The organism is Hyphomonas sp. (genome assembly GCF_041398385.1).
Lineage (GTDB): Bacteria > Pseudomonadota > Alphaproteobacteria > Caulobacterales > Hyphomonadaceae > Hyphomonas.
Window position 1 is genome coordinate 63,343 of record NZ_JAWKUW010000002.1, and the last position, 22,762, is coordinate 86,104.

Consider the following 22,762-nt stretch of genomic DNA (forward strand, 5'->3'; position numbering starts at 1 on the left):
GCCCTATTCCGACAGGGCCTGCCGAAAGACCGGATCGGCCCCAAGCCGGCCTCCATACAGTTTCATGCCGGCAAGCGACCAGTGCTGGGCGTCGGTATACCCAAGCTCGGACCCTATCACCATGTCGCAAAGATCATCCGGGCAGACGAGATCCCATTTCGAAATGAAGGCGACCCCGGCCTCACCCGCCATGCTGGACAGAAGGGTATCGAGATCGTCGAAGGTCTTGTAGCGCCGATTCCAGGCAAACTGGTTCACCTGCTGGAGCGTATCGGCGTCGCGGAAGATCACATCCGGCGAGCCCATAAATTGCGGCACACGGCCGAGCACAAGAATCTGCGCCGGCACCGCCGCCTTGATGTCTTCCAGTGTCTTGCCGAGGTACGGCAACGCATCGGGGCGCCAGGCCTCGGAGAAGATCACGAGATCCGGCGCGGCCTGCTCAACCTTGTTCAGAAGGTCCGCATGCTGGGGATAACAATAGCCCTCCTCCCGCGTCTTGTCCTGAGAGTGGGATTTGTAGAGCTCGTCCATCGACACCGTAATGCTGTCGAGCGTCAGCGGATCGCAGATACTGTGGATCAGGACGACGTTTGCATGGTCGTCCCCAAGCGCGAGCCGGAGCGCGAGCGAGACATCGACCGCATGCGAATCGCCGAGCACGGCAATCACTTTCCGGTCCGCGGCCAGCACGCCGGTGGCCTTTTCCCGGATTTCCTGCTCTGCCAGGTCGCGGACGGCCCGGCGATCCTGAATTCCGTCCAGAACCTGCGCCACTGTGGCCACTTCCGTTCCGGCAGGCTGGTGCGTGGCCATTTGCTGCCGGATCACCGGATAGGCCTGGTTGAAGCCCAGCGCGCCGATCAACATCACGGGCGCCATGGCGATAATGGCATACCGGAAGCGCGGCAGCTTCACCTTTGAGGCCGGTTGTTCCACCAGCCGGTACAAGATCTCCGCAAGGACGAGAGTCACGCCAAGCAACACGGCGATCTCCGGCGCATTCAGCGGGCCGGGCCTGGAGATCTTGTAGAAAACGACGAGCGGCCAGTGAACGAGATAGGCCGAATAGGAGATCAGGCCGATGCGCAGGAAAGGCCGGAAGACCATCCAGTCCCGGTTCAGGAGCGGATGCGACACGGCAATCATGAGTGCCGTTCCGAGAATGACCGCCCCGCTGCCCCATCCCGGAAATGCGGAATGCCCATCGGTTGCAACGAGCCCCCAGGCAATCGCCGGAATAGCCGCCGCCACGAGAACTGCTCCGACAGGGCGTGGCAGGCGCGCAAACGAAATCCCGCTGACCAGCGCGCCGATGGCGAATTCATGGACGCGGAACGGAAAGTGATAGAAGACCGTCGTTGGCGAGAAGCCCGGATACATGCCGCCGAGAAGCGATACGATCCCGGCCAGGGCGATCACGAGAGTCAGATACCGCCTGTGGAACAGCAGCACGGCCATTGGCCAGAAGATGTAGAACTGCTCCTCGACAGACAGGGACCATGTATGGAGGAGCGGCTTGTAGACGCTGTCCGTATCGAAATAGTCCGCAATCGACCAGAAATAGACGTTTGATACGTAGGCCGACGAAGCGATCGCGGAATGGGCAAAGTTCTGTAGCAGCGCAGCCGGCAGGAGCAGAACGGCCCCGATCCCGGTCAGCACGAGCGTGGCGGCCAAAGCCGGAAACAATCGCCGTATCCGCCGCGCATAGAAGTTCACGAAAGAGAAATTGCCCGCGTCCAGCTTCTGACGAATATGCAGCGTGATCAGGTAACCTGAAATCACGAAAAACATGTCGACGCCGAGAAACCCGCCGCTCAGGCCTGGCACGTCGAAATGAAACAGGATCACCGCAAGCACGGCGACGGCCCGGAGCAGGTCGATGTCGACACGCCGCCCCGCTGGATGCCCGCGCCCTTTTCCACGTCCCGAAGCGCTGTCATTACCGGGCAGCACGCTTGCTGCGTCACCCGGTTGCATAATCGTGTCCCGGATCACGGCCTCAGAGGATGGCAGGAATCACGCGATCTGGCGGGCGGTGCCCGTCAGCGAAGGTCTTGATGTTGATGATGACCTTCTCGCCCATCTCGACGCGGCCTTCGATCGTGGCCGAGCCCATGTGCGGCAGGAGCAGGACATTGGGAAGGTTCAGCAGTTCGGGATTGACGGTCGGCTCCCGCTCGAACACGTCGAGACCGGCCCCGGCAAGCTTGCCCGCCTTGATCGCCCGCGCGAGCGCCGCCTCGTCGATCACTTCGCCGCGCGACGTATTCACGATGAAGGCGTCTTCCTTCATCAGGTCGATCCGGCGCGAATTCATCAGGTGGAAAGTTGCCGGCGTGTGCGGGCAGTTGATCGAGACAATGTCCATCCGGGCGAGCATCTGGTCGAGGCTGTCCCAATAGGTCGCCTCCAGCAGCTCTTCGATCCGTGCGCTGACGGGCTTGCGGTTGTGGTAGTGGATCTGGAGGCCAAATGCCTTGGCGCGGCGGGCGACCGCCTGGCCGATGCGGCCCATGCCGATGATGCCGAGGCGCTTGCCGGCGAGGCGGCGGCCCAGCATCCAGGTCGGCGTCCAGCCGTCGAAACCACCTGTATCCATGATCTGCGCGCCCTCATGCAGGCGGCGCGGCACAGCGAGGATCAGCGCCATGGCGACGTCCGCCGTGTCGTCGGTCAGGACGCCCGGCGTGTTGGTCACGGTGATGCCGCGCTGCACGGCGCTCTGCACGTCGATATTGTCGACGCCGGCGCCGAACTGGGCGATCAGGCGCAGCTGTTCGCCGGCGCGGGCCATCACGCGCCCGTCGAGGTGATCGGTCACGGTGGGCACCAGCACATCGGCCGTCTGCATCGCCTCGACCAGTTCGTCCTGGCTGAAGGGGTGGTCGTCCTCGTTGAGGCGTGCGTCGAACAATTCCTTCATCCGCAATTCCACCGGGGCCGGCAGCTTGCGGGTGACGACGATCTTCAGCTTCTTTCCCGGCATGGGCACCCTTCGAAAATTCCGTGCAAAAAATTGCGTCCAGCTAGGGGCCTTAGCAAAGCCCTGCAGGAACGCCAATGCCGAACATTTTTCCAGCAATTGCGACAGGCGTGGAATCTTGTCGCGCCACTTGCGGAAACTACGGATTGCCTGAGAAACAGGCAGCCGCCCCTCAGATGCCTTTTACCCCGCATTCACGCGGGCATGAGAGTGTGCGCCCGCATGGCTATGGGACGCGACAAAACATGAAATGGGCCCCTCTTCTCGTCAGCGCTGCGTTTTTCGTCGGTGGCGCCGCCATCGCGCAGGCGCCGGAGCTGGTGAAGATCAGCCGGTTTTCGGGCAAGCCGGTGCCGCGCTTCGAAACGCTGAAATACGCAATGGTCAATGGCCGCGCGGGCCCGTCCAAGGATTATCCCGTCCTGTGGGAATACCAGCGCCAGGGCCTGCCTGTCCTGGTGATCAAGGAAAGCGACACCTGGCGGCGCGTGCGCGATCCGTCCGGCGCCGAAGTCTGGATGCATGAGCGGATGCTTGAGAGCGGTCACAAGGCCTGGGTGCAGACGCCGACCGTTCTGCGCATGGAGCCGGCCAGCAGCGCCGTCCCGGTGGTCGATGTCGGCCGCGGCGTGCTGGTCGATCTTGGCCCCTGCGAGGCCGGCTGGTGCGAGATCCGGGCCAAGGACTATCGCGGCTATGCCCCGCAGGCGACGCTCTGGGGCGCCGACACCGGCACCGGCCAGTAGCCACACAAGCCGCGCCAACAGTGTTGACAACAGGCCCGGTCCGGGCCTTCAAGGCGGGTCTTGTCTTTAAGGAAAGAAGGCCGCCCCCCATGTCCGGACCGCACGATTACCACACGCCCAAATCCTCCTACTCCAAGGAAGACCTGCTCGAATCCGGCAAGGGCGGCTATTTCGGGCCCGGCAATGCCCAGCTGCCGGCCCCGCCGATGCTGATGATGGACCGGATCACCGAGATTACCCTGGACGGTGGCGAATTCGGCAAGGGCCGCGTCGTCGCCGAACTCGATATCACGCCGGACCTCTGGTTCTTCTCCTGCCACTTCCCCGGCGACCCGGTGATGCCCGGCTGCCTTGGCCTCGACGCCATGTGGCAGATCGTCGGTTACTGGCTCGGCTGGTCCGGCAGCCCTGGCAAGGGCCGCGCGCTCGGCGTCGGCGATGTGCGCTTCACCGGCGAGATCACGCCGGACAAGAAGCTGGTGCGCTATGAAATCGACATGAAGCGCGTCCGCCGCGGCAAGCTCGTCCTCGGCATTGCCGACGGCAAGGTCTTCGTCGATGACGAGCATGTCTATACCGCCACCGACATGCGCGTCGGTCTCAAGAACATGGACGCCCAGACCTAGGCAAAGCGGCAGAACGCCATGCTGCGCTGAGCGCCGCTGGCGGGGCCGCGGCTTAGCGGTGCTGGGACTTGAAGAAGTCCCAGATCACTTCGCTGGCATCGAAATCGGTCACCGGGGCATCGCCCCTGCGCGAGCCCTTGCGCCCGCCCGGCCAGGCATGGCCGCCTTCGGTGATCGAGTACCAGCGCACCGGGGCCGCACAGTTCGCGCCCGACCGCAACGTATACGTCCCGGTCTCTTTCGAAGGGGCCTCGCCCTGGCAGTGATTGCCGGCCGACCAGTAGCGGAAGGCCACGTCTGCCGGCCCGAAGGGCACGTCGTTCGGCGGATCCATCCGCCGGTTGAACTGGCCATTTCCGCCCGCAGCCGGCACATGCGCGTCCTTTGCGCCGGTGATGATCAGGGCCGGAACCGGCGCAGCGGTCATCGGTTCGTCGCCGAACATGGCGCCGACGACCGGCGCGATCGCAGCGATCTTGCCCGGCAGTTCGCGGCCGGCCCGATGGGTCATCATTGCTCCGTTCGACATGCCGGTGACATAGACCCGTTTCGGATCGGCGATGCCTTTCGCGACGAGGTCGTCGATCAGGTCCGACAGGAAGCCGACATCGTCCACGTCCCGTTCCATGGCAGAGGCACAGCAATGGCCGGCATTCCAGGTCAGGAACGGCCCGCGCTTCGACGTCCCGTCCGGATAGACGACGGTGAAACCCTCGGCGTCGGCGAGATCGTTGAAGCCGGTCATCTTGACGCCATTCTTCCCGCTGCCCCCGCCGCCATGCAGCATGATGACGAGAGGCGACGCACCTTTCACGCCGTCAGGCCGGTGCATTTCATAACTGCGCATCATCCCGCCCGAGGCGAGTTCATGATGGGTCAGGCCCTTGTCGCCGCCCCGCAGCGGCCCCGCTTCTGCGCCCGATGCGGCGAACAGCGCGGCGCACGCCGCCAATGCAAATGCCAGTCTGCCAGATGACATGACGGTCTCCTGTAATGTCCCACGAAGCCTTCAACGCATGAGACAGGGAAAACCGTCGCCCGATCAATCGACTCCTCTGGCGAGAATGACGACCGCGTCGGCGCCTGCCTTCCGGTCCTGCGCGATCGCAGCATAATCCGGATCATTGGCAAAGCGCAGCGCTTCGGCCTCATCGCGGAAGCGCAGGATCACGACCTTGCTGAACGGCCACGCCCCTTCCAGCACGACCGGTGCCTCGTCCGCCACCACGACCTCTGCCTTGAATTTTGCGAAGACCGACGGGAAGGCCGCCTGGTAGCGCCGGTAAGTCGCCTCATCGGTGAAGGCGAGCTGGGCGATGGTGTAGACAGCCATGGTCCTACAGCCGGAATACCCGCAGGGCATTCCCGCCGAGGAAGGCTTCTTCGCCCTCGGCCGAGAGGCCAAGGTCCGGCAGTCCGCCGAGGCATTGGGCCGGTGACAGCATCGGCCAGTTCGTTCCGAACATCACCCGGCTGCGGCCGACGCCTTTCATCCAGGCCACGAAATCCGGCGGCAGCCGGTGCAGGGCATAGGCCGATGTATCGACATGGAAATTCGGGAACTTGATGCTCATGGTGTGCAGCTCGTCGATCCAGGGAAAGCCGACATGGCCGCCGACCACGGTCAGCTCCGGAAAATCCAGCATCACGTCTTCAAGATACGGGATCAGCCGCCCGGTCTCCGACCGTTTCAGCGGCCCGGTATGACCGATCTGCGTACAGAAGGGTACGCCCGCCTCGATACAGGCGGCATAGACCGGGTAATACCGCCGGTCATTCGGCGGTAAGTCCCACAACCACGGGACGACCTGCACGCCGACGATGCGCTTGCCGTCGACGACACGCCGGATTTCCCGCACAGCGCCCATCGGATCTGTCAGGTCGACGGTCGCCAGCCCGCGCAGCCGGTCCGGCGCCTCGCTCACCTGTTCCATCAGCTCCGAATTGGAAATGAGGTCTCCCGACGGTGACGACCAGGCCGAGATCAGCGAAACGTCCACACCCGCCCGGTCCATCGCGGCGACCGTCTTTTCCACGCTCGTGGGCTGCGGATCCCCTTCCCGGCCGGTCCATTTCCACAGCGTCTTCAGCCAGGGCTGAGCGGCGAACCGCTCCGTCGTCACCTGCGCCCATACGTCAACAATCATGCTTCGCTCCATATACTTCACTATTGAAGTATATGCTTCCACACCGCCCCGCAAGACGTTACCAAGCGTCATGACCGCCCGTTCCAGCCGATTCTATCACGCCCTCCAGATCGCCGCGCACCGCCTGCAGAAGCGGGCCGACCAGGCGCTGATGGAGGCCGCCGGCATCTCCACCGCTCAGGCCGCCGTGCTGGCCATCGTGTCCGGCGCCCCCGGCATGCGCCAGAATCAGGTTGCCGCCCTGCTCGGCCTCAATGAAAGCGCTGTCACGGCCATGGTCACGCGGCTCGTGAAACAGGGCCTCCTCGACCGCACCCGCAGCGAGGCCGATTCCCGTGCCTTCGAGCTTGCCCTGACACCCGACGGCGAAGCGGCCCTCAGGGCCACCGAGGCCCCCTTTGCCGAGATCAACGCGCGGATCGACGACACGCTCGGCGATGAAGTCGAGGCATTGGCAAAGGGCCTGCGCGCCTTGTCCGACAGGCTTGCCGGTGGTTAATGCGGTTGACGCCGTCGCTGGCGCTGCCTAGCGGTTCAGGCAGACAGAAAACACCATCAAAGAGAGGGATTTCCCGCCATGGCTGACGACTGGACCCCGCCGGAAGGCACCCTGATGAAGGGCAAGCGCGGCATCGTGATGGGCGTTGCCAACCAGAACTCCATCGCCTGGGGCATCTCCCGCATGCTGGCCGCGCAGGGCGCCGAAATCGCCTTCACCTATCAGGGCGAAAGCCTCGAGCGCCGCGTCCGCCCGCTGGTCGAGAGCATCGGCATGGACACGATGATCCCCGCCGACGTCACTGACGACGCCTCCATGGATGCGGCCTTCGCCTCCATCAAGGAGAAGTGGGGCAAGATCGACTTCCTCGTCCACTCCATCGCCTTTGCCGGCAAGGACGAGCTGATGGGCTCCATGGTCGCCAACACGTCCCGCGAGGGCTTCCGCCGCGCCATGGACATCTCGGTCTACAGCTTCATCGACAGTGCCCGCCGCGCCAGCGAGATCATGCCGGACGGCGGCGCGATCATCTGCATGACCTATCTTGGCGCAGAGCGCACCGTGCCCTCCTACAATGTCATGGGCGTCGCCAAGGCCGCGCTCGAAGCCTCGACCCGCTATGCCGCCCGCGACCTCGGCACGCAGGGCATCCGCGTGAATGCGATCTCGGCAGGCGCGATGCGCACGCTGTCCCTCGCCGGCATCCGCGGCGGCAAGAGCCTGATGGGCACCGGCCGCGACTGGTCCCTCCTCAAGGAAGACACGCGCATGGAAGGCGTCGCCGGCTGCGCGCTCTACCTGCTCTCAGAGCTTGGCCACTCCATCGCCGGCGAAGTCATCCACGTCGACGCCGGCTTCCACGCCGTCGGCGTGCCGGAGCTTCCGGAAGAGGAATAAGCTACGAGAGTAAGCGCTTTCGGTATCTCCCCTTGCCGAGGAACTCCAAGAGGCCTCGGTCACGCATGACCTGCAGTTGCTGCCGGAGTTTCGGTCGGATGTTGTTGTTCTCCGGGAACAATGCGCCAAGCTGTGCCTCATGTTCGTAGATTTCCGAAAGCGAAAACTCCTTTCCCCGCACCTGTTCGACGCATTGCATGGTTGCAAGCAGCCAGCCGCGACTGTCGGCGCCCGCGTCTTTGAGAAATGCCGTGCTTTGCCACGTCCGACGAACAATCTCTGAGGGCGCGAATTTTCCGTCTGTCATGATCGGTATCTTTCCGACCCCGGGAATCTGATCGAGCAATATGTTGCAACCCACCCACCCTGCGCGACGCGCCGTGGGCGCGAGCGGTTTTCTCTTTTCAATGGCGCGCAAGGAGAAGTGAAATTTCGGGATTAGAAGTACATTTTCGACAATCGCGTCCTGCCTATGATAATGTAGAAGAATGAGACTTGGGTTGTTTGCCGCCTGAAGTCGCTCAACCATTGTGCCGTACGCCCCATCGACAACTTTACGCCCAAACGGGCGCGATTGGCTCTTTAGCTCGAATTCTTCCTCACACTTCTCGCAGAACAAATCCGCCACAGGACGGTTCGCCGGAAAAGCGCTCAAAGATTCACTAGAACAACTGGGGCAGAATAAGGAATGCCGCGCCCAGTCTTCCGTCATCGCACGAGCATTTTGCGACGGACTGGCAAACACCGCCCGCTCTTCGCGCATACCTGGACTTCGATTCCGGACCATTCTTCCGCATACTCTCTGCCGCTAATCGGCAAAAGTACGCGAAAGAATACTGCTAAATCTCTACCCCATCCCGATCCAGCAACACAAAATGCCGGTCATCAAACGTTTGAACTCCGTCATGTTGCCACCTGTATTGGCCTTCGTTCTCGGCGGCCTGTTCGAGCGCTTCCTCTGGTGTCGTGGCTTCGACGACAGCTATTTCGCAGTACCATGCGTCAGTTTTTCTCTTCACTTCAAATTTCGACATTATCGATTGCACCTGCTTCAGACTTGCCGTTGCCCGGCGTATCGGCAGAATGATGCAGGATTGAGCGGTCGTGAGTAGGCTTGGATTTGAAATCCCCCTTTCGGCAAACCTGAAATACCGTTGGAAAAGCTTGACCCGTGAGCGCCTGTTTCCCAAATAGGCGGCTCAACGGAGTGTTTATGTCCAATTTGTCTGAGTCCCGGTAAGGGGCCTGCCGTTCCAAGGCGCTGAGGGTCAGCGTCAGGCAGGCCGGCGAGAACGATGCTGCTGGCGCAATTTGCGCCGGTGAACGTTTTTGCGCGTCTTCATGACGCCGGACTTCGGACCCACTTCAAATGGATATCTCACGCGCCGAACAGCGCATCCTCCACCTGCTCGCCCAGGGCGGGCATATCGACCTGATCCGCGACGAAAACCGGAAACCTGCTGAAGTCCAGTGCTTCACGCGCGATGGCTGGCGCTATGCGGGCCTTGATCTGGACCTCTTCCGCAAGCTGAAGCGTCGGCGGGCCATCGCCTCGAGAGACGGACGCCCCTACCGCATCACACGGCGGGGCCTCGAACTCGTGCGGGCCGAATTCGACAATCGCTAGTCGCCGCAAGGCCTTCCCCCACCCGGAAAGGCCTTGCGCTGGCCCAGAAATTGAATAATAAATGTTCTGTTCATTTTTTATTCAGGAGCCATCATGGCCGCGCGCATCTTCCTTTTTGTGGGCCATCCCCGTACCACCTCGCTCAGCCACGGCATGGCGGATGCCTACCAGCGCGGGGCCGAACGCGCCGGCGCCGAGATCCGCCGGATGCACCTTTCCGACATGGCGTTCGACCCCGACCTCACCGAGGGCTATCACAGCCGCAAGACGCTGGAGCCCTGCCTCGAAGAGTGGCGCGAAAACACTCTGTGGGCGGGCCATCTGGTCTGGGCCTATCCGCAATGGTGGGGCGGCATGCCGGCGAAGATGAAAGGCGTCATCGACCGCTCCTTCCTGCCCGGCTTCGCCATGCGCTACCATGACAAGGGCCCCTGGTGGGACCGGCTGCTGGCCGGCCGCTCTGCCGACATCCTGATGACATCCGATGCTCCACCCCTCTGGGACGCGCTCACCTATCACCGTGCAGCAAAGAACCAGGTGGAGCGCACGGTGCTGAACTTTGCCGGCGTCAAACCCGTCCGCACGCTCCAGTTCGGCACGATCAAGGGCGCGCCCGAGGCCCGCATTTCGAAATGGCTGAAACAGGTTGAAGCGCGCGGTGAGACAATGGCACAAAAGCGGGCATGAAGACCTCGCCCGAAACCCACGTGCCGCTGACCGGCTATGCCGCCCTGCCCGAAGACGAAATGCGCGTCCGCGCCCTCGCATTTCATGCGCGCATGGCAACGCGCCGCTCGGTTCGCGCGTTTTCTGACACACCAATCCCGCAGGACATTATCGAAGCCTGCGTGCGCGCCGCCGGCACTGCCCCTTCAGGTGCCAACCACCAGCCCTGGCACTTCGCCTGCGTCGGCAGTCCGGAAAAGAAGCGCGAGATCCGTCTTGCCGCCGAGGCGGAGGAGCGCGAATTCTATGCCGGCCGCGCCGGAACAGAATGGCTGGACGCCCTCGCCCCCATCGGCACCGATGCCGAAAAGCCCTATATGGAAATCGCGCCCTGGCTGATCTGCATCTTCGCGCAGCGCCGGGGCGGCGTGCGCGAGGGCGAAGACCGCAAGAATTACTACATCCACGAAAGCGTCGGCATCGCCACCGGCCTGCTGATCGCGGCCTGTCATGAGGCGGGGCTCGCCACCCTTGTCCATACGCCGAACCCGATGAAATTCCTCAACGCCGTCTGCGGCCGTCCGGATACGGAAAAACCCTTCCTGATTCTCGTCGCCGGCCATCCGGCGGAAAATACGACGGTGCCGAAGCACGCGCTTATCAAGAAACCGCTTGGGGAAATCTCCAGCTTTCTCTGATCAGTAGCAGTTGTTACGATTTACACCGGAGAACAAAAAAATTGCCTTCCGGGCTGACCGCGCTCAGCGTTTCTGGTAGAAGCCTTCTCACCGGTCAGCGAAACCGGATGCCACGTGTCGTGGCGCCGGGTGGGGTTCGCAGGATTGATCCGTATGCCCCGAAGATGGGGCAGTGTACCAGCCATTACTCTTCGAGTGGCGGCTTCTGAAGTATCTGTTGCGTTAGTGTAGCATAAGGGCCAGAAACGGGGACACAGGATGAAGACCTGCCTCATCGCAGAGCGATCGCATGCCGTTCGCAAGGTCGCCGCCGGGATCATCTCATCGCTCGGCCTCGCCGTCATCACAGCCCCGGACGACGCCGATCTCGCAACCCTCCTTGTGCAGACGAAGCCCGACATTCTTCTCATTGACGAGGGCCTGACCGGCCTGGAAAGCGCGAACCTGCTGCGATCGCTGCGCGCAGGCGCACACGGCCGGGCGCCCTATTTGCTCGTGCTCACACTGCGTCGCGACACAGCGTCTCTGGCCGCGCTGCTTGAAGCCGGCGCCGACGACATTCTCATCAAGCCATTCGATGCCGGCATGATTGCGCTGAAGCTGGCCGCCGCGGGCCTTGTGCCATTCCCCGCGGGTTCGGCGGACGAAGCGGCATAACGCCCCGGAGAGACAAAGTAGCCATGCAGGACGCAGAATTCAGACAGGTGGCCGACATACTCCTGCGGCGAACGGGCCGGCGCCTGTCCCCGGAAAAAGCCTATCTTGCGACGTCGCGGCTCGGCCCGCTCGCGCGCAGCAAGGGGCTCGGCGATCCTGCAGGCCTCATCAATGCCCTGCCCTCACAGCCGGATGCGCACGTGGCTGACGAAATTGCCGCCGCACTGGTGCCGAAAGAGACCTGGTTCTTCCGCGGCCGGCCGATGCTGGAGCGCCTGGCCGCCAGTCTCCCGGCGCGCATCGCGCCCGGCCGCCAGACCCTCCGCATCTGGTGCGCAGGCGCTGGGACCGGCCAGGAGGCCTTCTCGCTCGCCATCCTCATCGGCGCCCTGCCCGGCAACATGGCTGAGCGCGTCGAACTCGTCGCGACCGACCTCTCCCTTCACGCGGTGCGCCGGGCCCGCGCCGGAGAGTTCGATCATTTCGACGTCCAGAAAGGCCTCACGGCGACGGAGCTGGTTTCCCATTTCAGGCCGCTCGCCAGCGGCGCGTGGCAGGCCTCGCCCGCCCTAAGCGGCCGCATCCAGTTCCGCCAGCACAATCTGCTCGACGGCGCCGACGACCTCGGAACGTTCGACATCATCCTGTGCCGCAACGTGCTTTCCGGCATGACACGTCGCGCCAGCCTCCAGGCCCTCGGAACGCTGGAGGCCGCCCTGGCGCCCGGCGGACAGCTCATTCTCGGCGAAAGCGAAACGCTGGCAGGGCTCACCGGCCGCATGGCGCCTTCACAGAGCCTGCGCGGCGCCTGGGCACGCGTCAGTGAGGCTGGCCGCGCCGAAGGCGCTTCAGTCGTCGCCTGAGCCGCGTCAGCCGCCTACGGTCACGGCGGGCCCCGGCAGGCGGATCGTGTAGATAAGGCCCGGCTTTTCGCCCTTTTTCCGGCTGAAGGCAGCAAGGCCGAAATCACCATTGAGCGTCGCCGGAATGCCGCCCGCCAGCGTTTGATAGGAATCCTCGCCCCGCTTCGCCTCGAAATGCTGGAAGGTCCAGTCGCGCAGCGTCGGCTTCATGTCGATCGTCTGTCCCGGGCGCATGCGAACCGGCAGCGGATGCGGGAGCGTACCGGAAAGGTCCATGAACACCTGCGTGATCCAGACGCCATGATCCGTCCGTACCACGCCCATCGCAACATCGGTGATGTCGGGGTTCAGGATGTTCTTGCGGTGGCCGGGGCTGTCCATCAGGTTCTGGTGCAGGCGCGGCACGGCCTTGCGTTCCAGATCCCAATGCCCACCCGTCACCTCGATCATGGCGACGTTCTCGGCCGAGTATTCGATGAGTGCGCTGCGATCGAACGCCGCCACCCGGTCATGCGGCATTCGCCCGTCCGGCGCTTCATGGCCGAAGAAATGATTGTAGGCCATGTCGAGGCTCTGGAAGCGCGCCGCATCCAGCAGTTCGGGCCGATACCGCAGCGGTTTCAGCCCGCGCGACGTGCGCTCCGCATTCACCCGTTTCAGGAATTCGGCCTCCATCCGCCCGTCGGACCAGTAGCCCGCCGGCATGTCGGCGAGGCAGGGCTGAACCGCCTCGACATAATCCGCCACGGCCGCACCGCGATGCGCAAGATTGAGGTCGCACGCCGCCGCCGGCAGGCACGCGGCAACGAAAGCCGCCGCCAGGAGGGACACAAATCTCATCACGGCCAATATACCGCGTCCGGCCCGCGAGGCTAAGCCCCGAGCGTCAGACCTGTCTGAAATTTCAGATAATTCCCGCCGTCCCGAGGCGCGCCAGCACGGGCGCCAGCATCCGCTGGATGGCCTCCGACGTCGGACGCACATTGCCATAGGCCGGCAGGCCCTCATCGGCGATCACAAGGTCGGCCTCGAACTTCGCCGGATGGGTCCAGCGATAGTGCGCCGCGCGCACTGTGCCGAGATATTGCTGCAGCACGTCTTCCACATCGCGCCCGCGCTCCACCACGTCACGGCGGATGCGTCGCGCCAGGCGCAGATCGTCCGGCGTGTCGACATAGACCGAGAGATCGATGAGCGAACGGATCTTCGGCATCGAGAGGGCGTGGATGCCTTCGAGGATCAGCACCGGGGCCGGCTCGATCCGCCGCGTCTTTTTCGACCGGTCATGCCGGCCGTAGTCATAGATCGGTTGGTCGATCCCCTGCCCGGCCTTCAGCGCCTTCAGGTCGGACACGAGATGATCGACCTCTTTCGAGGCCGGCGCGTCATAGTTGATGGTCGCGATCAGCGCCTTGCGCTCATCCTCATTCTTCGGCGCGCCGTAATGGCTCATCGGATGGTAATACGCATCCTCCCCGAACATCACGGCCTGGCCCGCCAGCAGGTGCTCCAGCAGCGCCTCGGCCAGCGTCGACTTGCCCGACCCGGACCCGCCGGACATCGCGATGAGGAAGGATTTTTTCTTGGTCATGCCAGCGGCTTTACCGGCAAAGCGCTTTGGGTTTCAACGGGAAATGCAGGCACAGCCCGCCCCAAGGCGGTCCCATCAGCCCCGGCACCAGGCGATCGCCGTTTCCATGCACCGGTCAAATCCGTCCGCAATGTCGCTCTCGGTCTGGCGCACTTCGACATCCGGCGGGATGCCCCGGTCCGGCCGTTCGACAAGCGGGAAAAAGCCGATCAGCGGAACGTCGAATTCGAGCCCGCTGCCCGGAAGGCGGACAAAGAAATAAGCGCTGCCATTGATGCCGCGCAGGTTTCCCCCGGTCTGTTCCCCGAACAAGCGGACAAGGCCGGCTTCCTGCGCCCGCCGCGCAAACGAGAATGTCGCGGAACTGCACGCAGGCCCCACCAGCGCCGCCACCGGCACGGTGATCTTTGGCTCCGTGGCCGGGATGAGATCCGTCGCCTCCATTTCCGACGGAAGCACCAGGAAGCCGTCGCCCATGTCGCGGGCGGCCTGCCCGAGTGTCCGGAACGAACGGTCCCAGGTATCCAGATAAGGGTCGAGTTCGGCCGGCGTCTGCCGGAACCTAACGCGCTGCTGGTACCCGGGGAATTGCAGGTCGGTCGAGGCAAGCCGCGACAGGATGACATTGCCGCACTCATTGCCACCCTCATTCAGGCGCAGGTCCAGCACAAGCCCCTTCAGCCCACCGAGACTGGCGAGCCGCTCATCCAGCCAGGCTTTCCAGTCCCATCTGGAATTGTACATGACCCAGGTCGGCATGGTCAGGATGGCGATGTCGTCGCGCACCTCCCAGGTCCAGAGCGGATCCGACGTGCCATCCTTTTCTTCCGTGATCTGTTGCGCCCGCCGTTCGGTGAGGTCGAGCGCCGGCAGGTCCAGCGCCAGCTCGCGGCCATCCGGGTACCGCGCCTGCACCCGGTGCTCCCCGCCAGCCGGTGGCGCGATCAGGCCCTGGAAGATGTCGAACGTCTCGAACGTATCGCTGTTCTGCATCGTCATCAGCGCGACCTGCTTGCCGGCATTGTGCCCGTCGGTGCGGGCATACGGCAGCAGCGCACGCAGCAGCGCTTTCGGGCACTGGCCATTCAGCCGGGTGATCGTGCTGCCGGCGGGCAGGTCGCCGGCATTCGGCAGGACCACCATCTCGCCATCGATCCAGGTGAATGGAAACGGCACCCGGGTGCGCCGGTCGAACAGAGACGCCACAACCTCGTCGGACTGGTTGTAGGGATTGCAATGTGTGTGGCCGCACCGCACGGCCGCGAGGAATTCCGACAGGATCAGGAATCGGGACGCGAGGCCGTCCGCCGCAACATAGGCCTGCTCCAGCGCGCTCAGCCGGCCTGCCATCTCGTCCGGCGTGTTGTAGCGGAAGAGGCCCGGATGCAGGTCCAGGGCGCCGCGCAGGATGCGCATGTCTTCCCGGGCCTCAGCATCCGTAAGGCCGCCAGCCAGCGCAAAGGGCGCAGCCGCCGCCGAAGCGGCTGCCATGAGCGCCGCGCCGATAAAGTCCCGTCGATTCATTCGTGCTCCTCCTGTGTCCGGCAGAGCTAGCGGACCGGCCGGCGCCCCGCGTCTCGAAATCGTGTCCGGCGGTTATTTTTCGGGATCTGAGACCTGTTTCTGGCGGTAAGCCGACGGCGAAACGCCGAATGCCGCCTTGAAGGAGCGGTTGAAGCTCGCCTTGGAGCTGAAGCCCGCGTCCAGCGCGAGCCCGAGCAGGTCGCCCGACCGGCCCGCCCCGATCGCACCCGCCACATCCTCGCATCTCATCTGGTTGATGAAGGTGGAAAAGTTTACGCCGAGGCCATCGTTCAGGGCGCGGGACAGGTAGCCCGAATTGGTGCCCAAGAGGCGCGCAAGACCCGCCAGCGAAAGCTCAGGCTCCCGGTACCACTTCTCCGCCCTGACACGTGCGGCCCATTCGGCCCCCAGCTGCGCCCAGTCAGGACCAGCCGGACTGGCAACTGTTTCGTCAGGCAGGCTTTCGAGCCGCGGAAACGCCAGCGCCGAATGCCGCCATCCCTCGACCGCGAGATACAGAGAGAAGACCGCGATACCGACATAAAGGCCCATCAGGCCACGGTACCCAAGCGGCGCGACCAGATCCCACAGCGAATAGGTCGCCCAGAAGGGAAAAAGGATCATCAGGGCAATGGTCGAATTGCTGAGCCATCTGACAGCGAAGCGATGATCGTCGCTGCGCTGGCCCGCAAGGCTCGTGCGGTAGGCCGACAATAAGCGCAGGCTGGCAAGACCATAGGCGGCAAACCCGATTATGATGCCGGCAGACACCAGCCCATCATATGCCGGGCCTGACAGCATCATCCATTCATTCTTGAATGGCTGGCGCAAAAGCAGGAACGCGCCAGTCAGGTACGCCAGCTGGACTCCCGCCGGCACCAGATGCCTCCACCAGGCTTGCGGCAGGCGATCATGCACCAGCGCGTGGATATAGAGATAGAACAGCGGCGCCACCACAAGCGTGATCGAAAACGGCGCAAAGCTCAGCCACCGCCATTTGTCGTAGAAACCGGCAAACCCGATCATCCACGGTGTCAGGATGCCCGCGAGCACGATGAGCAGGGCAGCCAGTGTCCGGTTGGCGCTCTTGTTGGTGATCGGCCATTGCAGGGCCCCCGCAATGACCAGCAACTGCAAGACCGCAACGCTCAGCACGGCCGTCAGCCAGCCGAAACTCAGACCTTCAAGCATGATCGCACAAACCAGCCCATTACTGGGTGAGACTAGTCCGGGCACGGGAAGCGCTCAATAGGCCGCCCTTCACGTGTGCGCGCCGGATCCTTGCGGAACAAAAAGGCCGCCCATTGCGGGGCGGCCTTCTCTTTATCCGTTAGCGGAAGGACTATTCTTCCTCGCCGCCGTCAGCGGCTTCTTCGGCGAGTTCCTTGCCGGTCGCCTGGTCGACGACTTTCATCGACAGGCGCACCTTGCCGCGATCGTCGAAGCCCATGAGCTTCACCCACACCTTGTCGCCCTCTTTGACGAGGTCTTTCGGGTGGCCGATGCGCTTGTTGGCCATCTGCGAGACGTGGACGAGGCCGTCCTTCGGACCGAAGAAGTTCACGAAGGCGCCGAAATCCTTGAGGCTCACCACGGTGCCCTCATAGATTTCGCCGACTTCCGGCTCGGCGACGATGCCCTTGATCATTTTCAGGGCCTTGTCGATCGAGGCGCGGTCGAGCGCAGAGACCTGCACCGTGCCGTCATCGTCGATGTTCACCTTGGCGCCGGACTCATCCACGATGCCGCGGATCACCTTGCCGCCCGAACCGATCACATCGCGGATCTTGTCGGTCGGCACCTTGATGATTTCCATCTGCGGGGCGTTGTCGGACAGCGAGCCGCGGCTCTCGCCGAGGGCTTTCGCCATTTCGCCGAGGATATGCAGACGGCCGCCATTGGCCTGCTGCAGCGCCTTTTCCATGATGTCCTTGGTGATGCCTGCCACCTTGATGTCCATCTGGAGGCTGGTCACGCCCTTTTCGGTACCGGCGACCTTGAAGTCCATGTCGCCGAGATGGTCTTCGTCACCCAGGATGTCGGAGAGGACGGCGAAGTCCTTGCCTTCCAGGATCAGGCCCATGGCGATGCCCGAAACCGGACGCGCAACGGGCACGCCGGCATCCATCATCGCGAGCGAGCAGCCGCACACCGTCGCCATCGAGGACGAGCCATTGGACTCGGTGATCTCGGAGACGAGACGGATCGTGTACGGAAATTCCGAATGATCCGGCAGGACCGCCTGCAGCGCGCGCCAGGCGAGCTTGCCGTGGCCGATTTCGCGGCGTCCTGCGCCACCCATGCGGCCGGTCTCACCCACCGAGTAGGGCGGGAAGTTGTAGTGCAGCAGGAAGCGTTCTTTCTTCGTGCCGTCGAGACCGTCGATATACTGTTCGTCGTCGGACGTACCGAGCGTCGCAACGCAGACAGCCTGCGTCTCGCCGCGGGTGAACAGGGCGGAGCCGTGCGTGCGCGGCAGGAAGCCGGCTTCGGCCACGATCGGGCGCACCTGGTCCAGCTTGCGGCCGTCGATGCGCTCGCCGGTCTTGATGATGTCGCCGCGAACCACGGAGGCTTCGGCTTCCTTGAAGGCGGCCTTGAAGGTCTCGGCCGACATTTCGCCGGGGGCTTCTTCGGTGCCGACCAGTTCGGCTTTCGCCTTGTCGCGGGCCTCGCCGACGGCGGCATAGCGCTCGCCCTTGGCGGTGATCTTGTAGGCCTTCGAGAGATCCTTGCCGACGATCTTCTCGATCGCCTTCACGGCGGCGGAATTGTCCACCGGCTCGAAGTCGAACGGCTCTTTCGCGGCTTTCTCGGCGAGGTCGATGATCGCATTGATCACCGGCTGCATCGCGTCATGGCCGGCGACGACAGCGCCCAGCATGATCTCTTCCGAGAGTTCCTTGGCTTGCGATTCCACCATCATCACGGCGTCGGCGGTGCCGGCCACGACGAGGTCGAGCTCGGAGCCTTCAAGGTCCGCAACGGTCGGGTTGATCAGGTATTCGCCATCCTTGTAGCCGACGCGGGCCGCGCCGATCGGGCCCATGAACGGGGCGCCGGAGAGGACGAGCGCGGCAGACGCGCCAACCATGGCGACCACGTCCGGATCGTTTTCGAGGTCATAGGACAGCACCGTCAGCACGACCTGGACTTCATTCTTGAAGCCGTTGACGAACAGCGGGCGGATCGGACGGTCGATGAGGCGCGAGGTCAGCGTCTCTTTCTCGGTCGGGCGGCCTTCGCGCTTGAAATATCCGCCGGGAATCCGGCCGGAGGCGAAGTATTTTTCCTGGTAATTCACGGTCAGGGGGAAGAAGTCCTGGCCCGGCTTTGCTTCCTTTGCATAGACGGCGGTCGCGAGGACCACGGTGTCGCCATAGGTCACCATCACGGCGCCGTCGGCCTGGCGGGCAACCTGCCCGGCTTCAATCGTCAGTGTGCGGCCGGCCCATTCCAGCGACACGGATTTCTTGTCAAACATCTGTCTTGTCTTTCTTCACATACGAAAAGCCCGCCGCGGCCCTATGCCCGGCGGGCTTGATTGGGGCGCCCTAGCGGCGGATGCCCAGTTCGGCGATGAGCTTCTGATACCGCGCCTCATCCTTGCCCTTGACGTAGTCGAGGAGCTTTCTGCGCGTGGCAACCATGGCGAGGAGACCGCGCCGGGAGTGGTTGTCTTTCTTGTTGGTCTTGAAGTGGTCGGTGAGGTTGTTGATCCGTTCGGTCAGGATCGCGACCTGCACTTCAGGGGAGCCGGTGTCGCCGGGTTTGGTGGCGAATTGCTTGATCAGCGCGGCTTTCTTCTCAGCGGTAATCGACATCGAAAGTCTTTCGTGTAGCAGCCTTGCGGCGGCGGGTTGATAAGTGCCTGAATTGGCTTGGTTTTTGTGGAGGGACCGGAAACAAAGGCCACAGCCGGGATGTCGTCCAGCAGGGTCACTGCCCGGAGGCCCACCTCAAGCGGCGGCTTATGGCGTATTTTGGGGGGGTTGGGAAGTGGTTGAGATGCTTCTCTTCCCAGCAGCCAAAAACGAGCTTCCTTCAGCTTTTTAGCAAAGGAACCAACGTAGTTGTCAAAAAGGCCGCCCCGCATATTGCCAAAGAAGCAATCAATCCCCGAGATCGCCAGGCTATTCGCTCAATCTGGTCGCGCTTCAGTGCAAACCCGCCTTGAATTTCGGAGACGTTCTTCGGCCCTCCGTTATCAGTTAACCAAATGAATTTTGAAAGCTGATGATAGAGGTTTGTAATATCTATGAAGTTCCGTATGGCGAAATAGGTACCTACTGTCGACGCAGACAAAATGCAGATGCGGGCGACGACTGTAAGAATGCCGGGCTCAGGAAGTACAGGAATGGAAGAAGCCGCGATTGCGATTGCGAATACCGCTATCGACACATTCCCCATACTCCCGTGAGTATCAATGTGCCTCATTGCGAATGAGACGTCAGAAATATCTTCAGTCTTGAAATTTCTACGCGCCATTCGTCGCCTTAAACTGCGAAATCGTAGCCAAATCCCGCCTTCTTCATACGCCGATAAACCCCAGAAGCGTTTGTTTCGTCGGGGTGTTGATCAATAATTTCAGCCCAATGATGCACAAGACCGTTCTGGATGTACATCAGAACATGGCCGCGATTGGCTTTGAAATCGGAATTCGCAGATATTTGAGAAAAGCAGTACGCCAATTGCCGTTCAAGTCCTGGAGGACAAGACGCTCCAGTTCTCTTTTCAATAGACGGAACCTGTACGCGTAGCTTTTGTTGTATTTTTATATCTACTTTGAGCATCTTTACCAAATTCCAAAACGCGTTTTTTGGTGAGCAAATGATGATTCGTCAAGGCTAGTAGTGTTTAGTTATTTAATGAGAATTGCGAAGGCGATGCCTTGATTGCAGCCAATTTGCTTTCCATCCAAAATAGTATCGTAGAAAAATTATTAGGCCCTACTTCCACGTAAGTGGACGAAAACGTGAATGGTTCATCAAAACGAGCGTCGGTTGGGTTGAGCGAATCGACTCCCGCCATCCAACCATGCAGCAGGCTTTGGAAGTGGATACCGGCTGCGCCCCAACCCACTCTACAGGTTGCGAACCGACCTCCCGATCCGCGTCCTGCCCGATGGCCGCAGGCCATCCGGGCATCCATCTCCGAAAGAGTCCCCGCGCGCATCATCCTCCGTGGGCGTTACGCATCCTGACGCACGCGCGGCCGCGTTCACGGATGGGCCCTCAGACGGCTTCGCCGTCGAGGGGGACGCCTCATGGGGAGAATGGCGTGCCTTCTCCCCCCCTCTCCCGTGGGAGAGGGGGCGGGGGTGAGGGGGCGCGGCGGCAAATTCAGGGGGCGCATGGAAAGACACGCCAATGCTGAGCCTGCAGCGCATCGCGGCCGCCCCGCCCTGCCGCAACTTCGTCGCCCCTCTCCCCTGCCCCGAGGGGGAGGGGACGGAAACTCAATCCGGCAGGCCACGCGCCCGGCGCACACTGGCGCCACGATGCACCCAGGCCTCAAACCCTATTTCGATCATGTCTGGTCGCTGTTCTGGCCCTGGCTGGTCTGGAACCTTGTCCGCTTTGCCCGGTGGCATGAGCGGACAGGCCTGAACGCACTCCTCGCCGTCGACTGTTTCGGCAACATCCGCATCACCATGCTCTGCGATCCGCCGCCTGCGGAGGATCTGTATGTGTATGACGCGCCTGAAGTGGCGCGCTGGGAACGGCTGGCAGTTGAGCCCCTTCTCCTTGGGGAGAAGGGGTTGGGGATGAGGGGTGATGCCGGTTCGGCAGGCTCTGCACTTTCTGAAACGCCGCGTCCCCTCACCCCAACCCCTCTCCCGAGGGAGAGGGGCTTTGCGCCCCGCGCCCCTCCGGAGCCTTCCCGGAGCCTCACCGTAGGATTTTCCGGAGCCTTGCCGCCCGCGCGGGTGCCGCCACCCAGCACCCCACTCTCCGCAGATACCTGCGAAAGCAGGTATCCATCTCCTGAAGGCACCTCATGTGCTTTTGGAAATGGCGGGAGATGGACCCCTGCGTTCGCAGGGGTCTGCGGAACCTGAATCCCCGAAACCAAATCCCAACCGGACGGGCCCTGCCCCGCGCCGGCCACATGTGCTGCGTGAAACGTAAAACGCCCTAGAGGCCCTTGGCTTTCACCCGGTCGCGGCCTTCATTCTTGGCCATGTAGAGCAGGCCGTCGGCCTCTTCCATCATCTGGTCCGGTGTCATGCCGGGATGGTAGCGGGCAATGCCGAACGAGGCCGTCATGTCGCGGAGCACCCGGCCGGAGCGGGCGCAGGTCAGCTCCGCATCGCGGAAGGCGCGCTTGATCTTGACCATCAGGTTATAGGCCGCGAACACATCCGTCTGCGGAAGGATGATGGCGAATTCCTCGCCCCCGATCCGCGCCACCATGTCGGCGCCCTTGATGTTCTTAATGATGATCGAGGCGAACATCTGCAGCACATCATCGCCGGTCTGGTGGCCGTAGGTGTCATTGACCTTCTTGAAATAGTCGAGGTCGGCAAGCGCAAGGCAAAGCTTTTCGCCGCCGTCAAAGGCCTTCTGGACGTCTTCCGCCAGCCGCCTGTCAAAGGCGCGCCGGTTTGCGACAGACGTCAGCGGGTCGCGCAGCGACTGGTACTGGACCTCTTCCAGTTCCTTGTTCAGCGTCGCGATCTGTTTCTGCGATTCCTGCAGGCCGGCATGCAGCTGGTGCGTGGTTTCCGCCATCCGGCGGTTTTCCTTGACGAGGTTCGCAAGAATCCCGCCCAGCGCGCCCGGTGTCACCGAATTCGGCAGCAGGTCGTTCATCTCGTTGAGAATGTCGCCGAACGTGTCGGAATTCTTGAGGCCTTCCTGCACGATACGGATGACCGCATCGATCTCGCCCTGAATGGCCTGGCCGATGCTCTGCCGGGCAACCTCGCCCTCGCCTCGTGCGGCCAGTTCCTGGCAGATCGCCTCGACATCGTAATGGCTGAGCGTGCCCGTCGACGCCAGCACCGCATCGACACGGGCGTTCAGCTCGGCATCCCGCCCGGACGCGTAAGTGTACCAGAGCAGATAGGTGTCCGGATCCGGCGGCGTCTGGTATTTTTCTACCAGCGCAAACGCCCTGCCGGCCCGGTCATAAATCTCACGCGCATCTGCCCGCGGGGGGCGGGGCGGCAGTGTGGCTGGTTCTGCTGCAGCAGTCTGCATGGAATCTGTCCGCGCACGGGATTGTTG

The 22,762-nt window shown here is 62.8% G+C and carries 25 protein-coding genes; 9 read left to right on the forward strand and 16 right to left on the reverse strand.

All coding sequences use genetic code 11. The features are described 5' to 3' along the window. Positions 1 to 3 precede the first annotated feature (3 nt). Both R3C13_RS04995 and R3C13_RS05000 read right to left on the reverse strand, forming a co-directional pair. Positions 4 to 1,983 (reverse strand): acyltransferase family protein, encoded by a 1,980-nt coding sequence (locus tag R3C13_RS04995; RefSeq protein ID WP_371309711.1) that lies wholly within the window; start codon positions 1,981 to 1,983, stop codon positions 4 to 6. Positions 1,984 to 2,005: 22 nt separating this feature from the next. Further along, on the reverse strand, positions 2,006 to 2,992 hold the full coding sequence (locus tag R3C13_RS05000) for a 2-hydroxyacid dehydrogenase (protein WP_371309712.1): 987 nt from the start codon (positions 2,990 to 2,992) through the stop codon (positions 2,006 to 2,008). A 242-nt stretch (positions 2,993 to 3,234) separates the two neighbouring features. On the opposite strand from R3C13_RS05000, the gene R3C13_RS05005 reads away from it, so the two are divergent. Both R3C13_RS05005 and fabA read left to right on the forward strand, forming a co-directional pair. Next, positions 3,235 to 3,735: an SH3 domain-containing protein gene (locus R3C13_RS05005; RefSeq protein ID WP_371309713.1), complete on the forward strand. Its 501-nt coding sequence runs from the start codon at positions 3,235 to 3,237 to the stop codon at positions 3,733 to 3,735. Positions 3,736 to 3,824: 89 nt separating this feature from the next. Continuing rightward, positions 3,825 to 4,361 (forward strand): bifunctional 3-hydroxydecanoyl-ACP dehydratase/trans-2-decenoyl-ACP isomerase, encoded by a 537-nt coding sequence (gene fabA / locus R3C13_RS05010; RefSeq protein WP_371309714.1) that lies wholly within the window; start codon positions 3,825 to 3,827, stop codon positions 4,359 to 4,361. Positions 4,362 to 4,413: 52 nt separating this feature from the next. Here the strand turns inward: fabA and R3C13_RS05015 are convergent, their stop codons facing one another. From R3C13_RS05015 to R3C13_RS05025, 3 genes are all read right to left on the reverse strand, one after another. Beyond that, the gene (locus tag R3C13_RS05015) at positions 4,414 to 5,340 is read right to left on the reverse strand and encodes a PHB depolymerase family esterase (protein WP_371309715.1); all 927 of its coding nucleotides are present in this window, start codon (positions 5,338 to 5,340) and stop codon (positions 4,414 to 4,416) included. Between the two features lie 63 nt (positions 5,341 to 5,403). Next, positions 5,404 to 5,694, reverse strand: a complete 291-nt coding sequence (locus R3C13_RS05020; protein ID WP_371309716.1) for a DUF1330 domain-containing protein — start codon at positions 5,692 to 5,694, stop codon at positions 5,404 to 5,406. Between the two features lie 4 nt (positions 5,695 to 5,698). Beyond that, on the reverse strand, positions 5,699 to 6,508 hold the full coding sequence (locus tag R3C13_RS05025; RefSeq protein WP_371309717.1) for an amidohydrolase family protein: 810 nt from the start codon (positions 6,506 to 6,508) through the stop codon (positions 5,699 to 5,701). 70 nt (positions 6,509 to 6,578) lie between these two features. On the opposite strand from R3C13_RS05025, the gene R3C13_RS05030 reads away from it, so the two are divergent. Beyond that, positions 6,579 to 7,007, forward strand: a complete 429-nt coding sequence (locus R3C13_RS05030; protein WP_371309718.1) for a MarR family winged helix-turn-helix transcriptional regulator — start codon at positions 6,579 to 6,581, stop codon at positions 7,005 to 7,007. 78 nt (positions 7,008 to 7,085) lie between these two features. Continuing rightward, positions 7,086 to 7,904 (forward strand): enoyl-ACP reductase, encoded by an 819-nt coding sequence (locus R3C13_RS05035; RefSeq protein WP_371309719.1) that lies wholly within the window; start codon positions 7,086 to 7,088, stop codon positions 7,902 to 7,904. Position 7,905: 1 nt separating this feature from the next. Here the strand turns inward: R3C13_RS05035 and R3C13_RS05040 are convergent, their stop codons facing one another. Then, positions 7,906 to 8,667 carry a DpnI domain-containing protein gene (locus tag R3C13_RS05040; RefSeq protein ID WP_371309720.1) on the reverse strand — a complete coding sequence of 254 codons (762 nt, stop codon included), beginning with the start codon at positions 8,665 to 8,667 and terminating at the stop codon, positions 7,906 to 7,908. A 76-nt stretch (positions 8,668 to 8,743) separates the two neighbouring features. Further along, positions 8,744 to 8,938 carry a hypothetical protein gene (locus R3C13_RS05045; protein ID WP_371309721.1) on the reverse strand — a complete coding sequence of 65 codons (195 nt, stop codon included), beginning with the start codon at positions 8,936 to 8,938 and terminating at the stop codon, positions 8,744 to 8,746. Positions 8,939 to 9,273: 335 nt separating this feature from the next. Here R3C13_RS05045 and R3C13_RS05050 point away from each other — a divergent pair, with 335 nt between their 5' ends. The 5 genes from R3C13_RS05050 (at position 9,274) to R3C13_RS05070 (ending at position 12,415) form a co-directional block, all read left to right on the forward strand. Next, positions 9,274 to 9,531 (forward strand): YjhX family toxin, encoded by a 258-nt coding sequence (locus R3C13_RS05050; protein WP_371309722.1) that lies wholly within the window; start codon positions 9,274 to 9,276, stop codon positions 9,529 to 9,531. Positions 9,532 to 9,624: 93 nt separating this feature from the next. Beyond that, positions 9,625 to 10,218: an NAD(P)H-dependent oxidoreductase gene (locus R3C13_RS05055; RefSeq protein ID WP_371309723.1), complete on the forward strand. Its 594-nt coding sequence runs from the start codon at positions 9,625 to 9,627 to the stop codon at positions 10,216 to 10,218. Further along, positions 10,215 to 10,895, forward strand: coding sequence for a nitroreductase family protein (locus R3C13_RS05060; RefSeq protein ID WP_371309724.1), 681 nt, complete (start codon positions 10,215 to 10,217; stop codon positions 10,893 to 10,895). Before R3C13_RS05055 ends, R3C13_RS05060 begins: the two co-directional genes overlap by 4 nt. 258 nt (positions 10,896 to 11,153) lie before the next feature. Beyond that, on the forward strand, positions 11,154 to 11,552 hold the full coding sequence (locus tag R3C13_RS05065; RefSeq protein ID WP_371309725.1) for a PleD family two-component system response regulator: 399 nt from the start codon (positions 11,154 to 11,156) through the stop codon (positions 11,550 to 11,552). Positions 11,553 to 11,575: 23 nt separating this feature from the next. Next, complete coding sequence (locus tag R3C13_RS05070) at positions 11,576 to 12,415, forward strand: protein-glutamate O-methyltransferase CheR (RefSeq protein ID WP_371309726.1); 840 nt, start codon at positions 11,576 to 11,578, stop codon at positions 12,413 to 12,415. A gap of 6 nt (positions 12,416 to 12,421) precedes the next feature. Here the strand turns inward: R3C13_RS05070 and R3C13_RS05075 are convergent, their stop codons facing one another. From R3C13_RS05075 to R3C13_RS05115, 9 genes are all read right to left on the reverse strand, one after another. Next, a complete protein-coding gene (locus R3C13_RS05075) occupies positions 12,422 to 13,255 on the reverse strand; it encodes a CAP domain-containing protein (protein ID WP_371309727.1) in 834 nt (277 codons plus the stop codon). Between the two features lie 64 nt (positions 13,256 to 13,319). After that, positions 13,320 to 14,006 (reverse strand): uridine kinase, encoded by a 687-nt coding sequence (gene udk / locus R3C13_RS05080; protein ID WP_371309728.1) that lies wholly within the window; start codon positions 14,004 to 14,006, stop codon positions 13,320 to 13,322. A 75-nt stretch (positions 14,007 to 14,081) separates the two neighbouring features. After that, entirely contained in the window at positions 14,082 to 15,530 is a 1,449-nt protein-coding gene (locus tag R3C13_RS05085) for a S41 family peptidase (protein WP_371309729.1), read from the reverse strand. Between the two features lie 72 nt (positions 15,531 to 15,602). Then, positions 15,603 to 16,721 carry a helix-turn-helix domain-containing protein gene (locus R3C13_RS05090; RefSeq protein WP_371309730.1) on the reverse strand — a complete coding sequence of 373 codons (1,119 nt, stop codon included), beginning with the start codon at positions 16,719 to 16,721 and terminating at the stop codon, positions 15,603 to 15,605. 151 nt (positions 16,722 to 16,872) lie between these two features. Next, positions 16,873 to 19,014 carry a polyribonucleotide nucleotidyltransferase gene (pnp, locus tag R3C13_RS05095; protein ID WP_371309731.1) on the reverse strand — a complete coding sequence of 714 codons (2,142 nt, stop codon included), beginning with the start codon at positions 19,012 to 19,014 and terminating at the stop codon, positions 16,873 to 16,875. Positions 19,015 to 19,084: 70 nt separating this feature from the next. Beyond that, on the reverse strand, positions 19,085 to 19,354 hold the full coding sequence (gene rpsO, locus R3C13_RS05100) for a 30S ribosomal protein S15 (protein WP_371309732.1): 270 nt from the start codon (positions 19,352 to 19,354) through the stop codon (positions 19,085 to 19,087). Between the two features lie 220 nt (positions 19,355 to 19,574). Next, positions 19,575 to 20,018 carry a hypothetical protein gene (locus R3C13_RS05105; protein ID WP_371309733.1) on the reverse strand — a complete coding sequence of 148 codons (444 nt, stop codon included), beginning with the start codon at positions 20,016 to 20,018 and terminating at the stop codon, positions 19,575 to 19,577. A gap of 8 nt (positions 20,019 to 20,026) precedes the next feature. Next, positions 20,027 to 20,323: a hypothetical protein gene (locus R3C13_RS05110; RefSeq protein ID WP_371309734.1), complete on the reverse strand. Its 297-nt coding sequence runs from the start codon at positions 20,321 to 20,323 to the stop codon at positions 20,027 to 20,029. Positions 20,324 to 21,667: 1,344 nt separating this feature from the next. Next, the gene (locus R3C13_RS05115) at positions 21,668 to 22,735 is read right to left on the reverse strand and encodes a GGDEF domain-containing protein (protein WP_371309735.1); all 1,068 of its coding nucleotides are present in this window, start codon (positions 22,733 to 22,735) and stop codon (positions 21,668 to 21,670) included. Between the last annotated feature and the right edge of the window lie 27 nt (positions 22,736 to 22,762).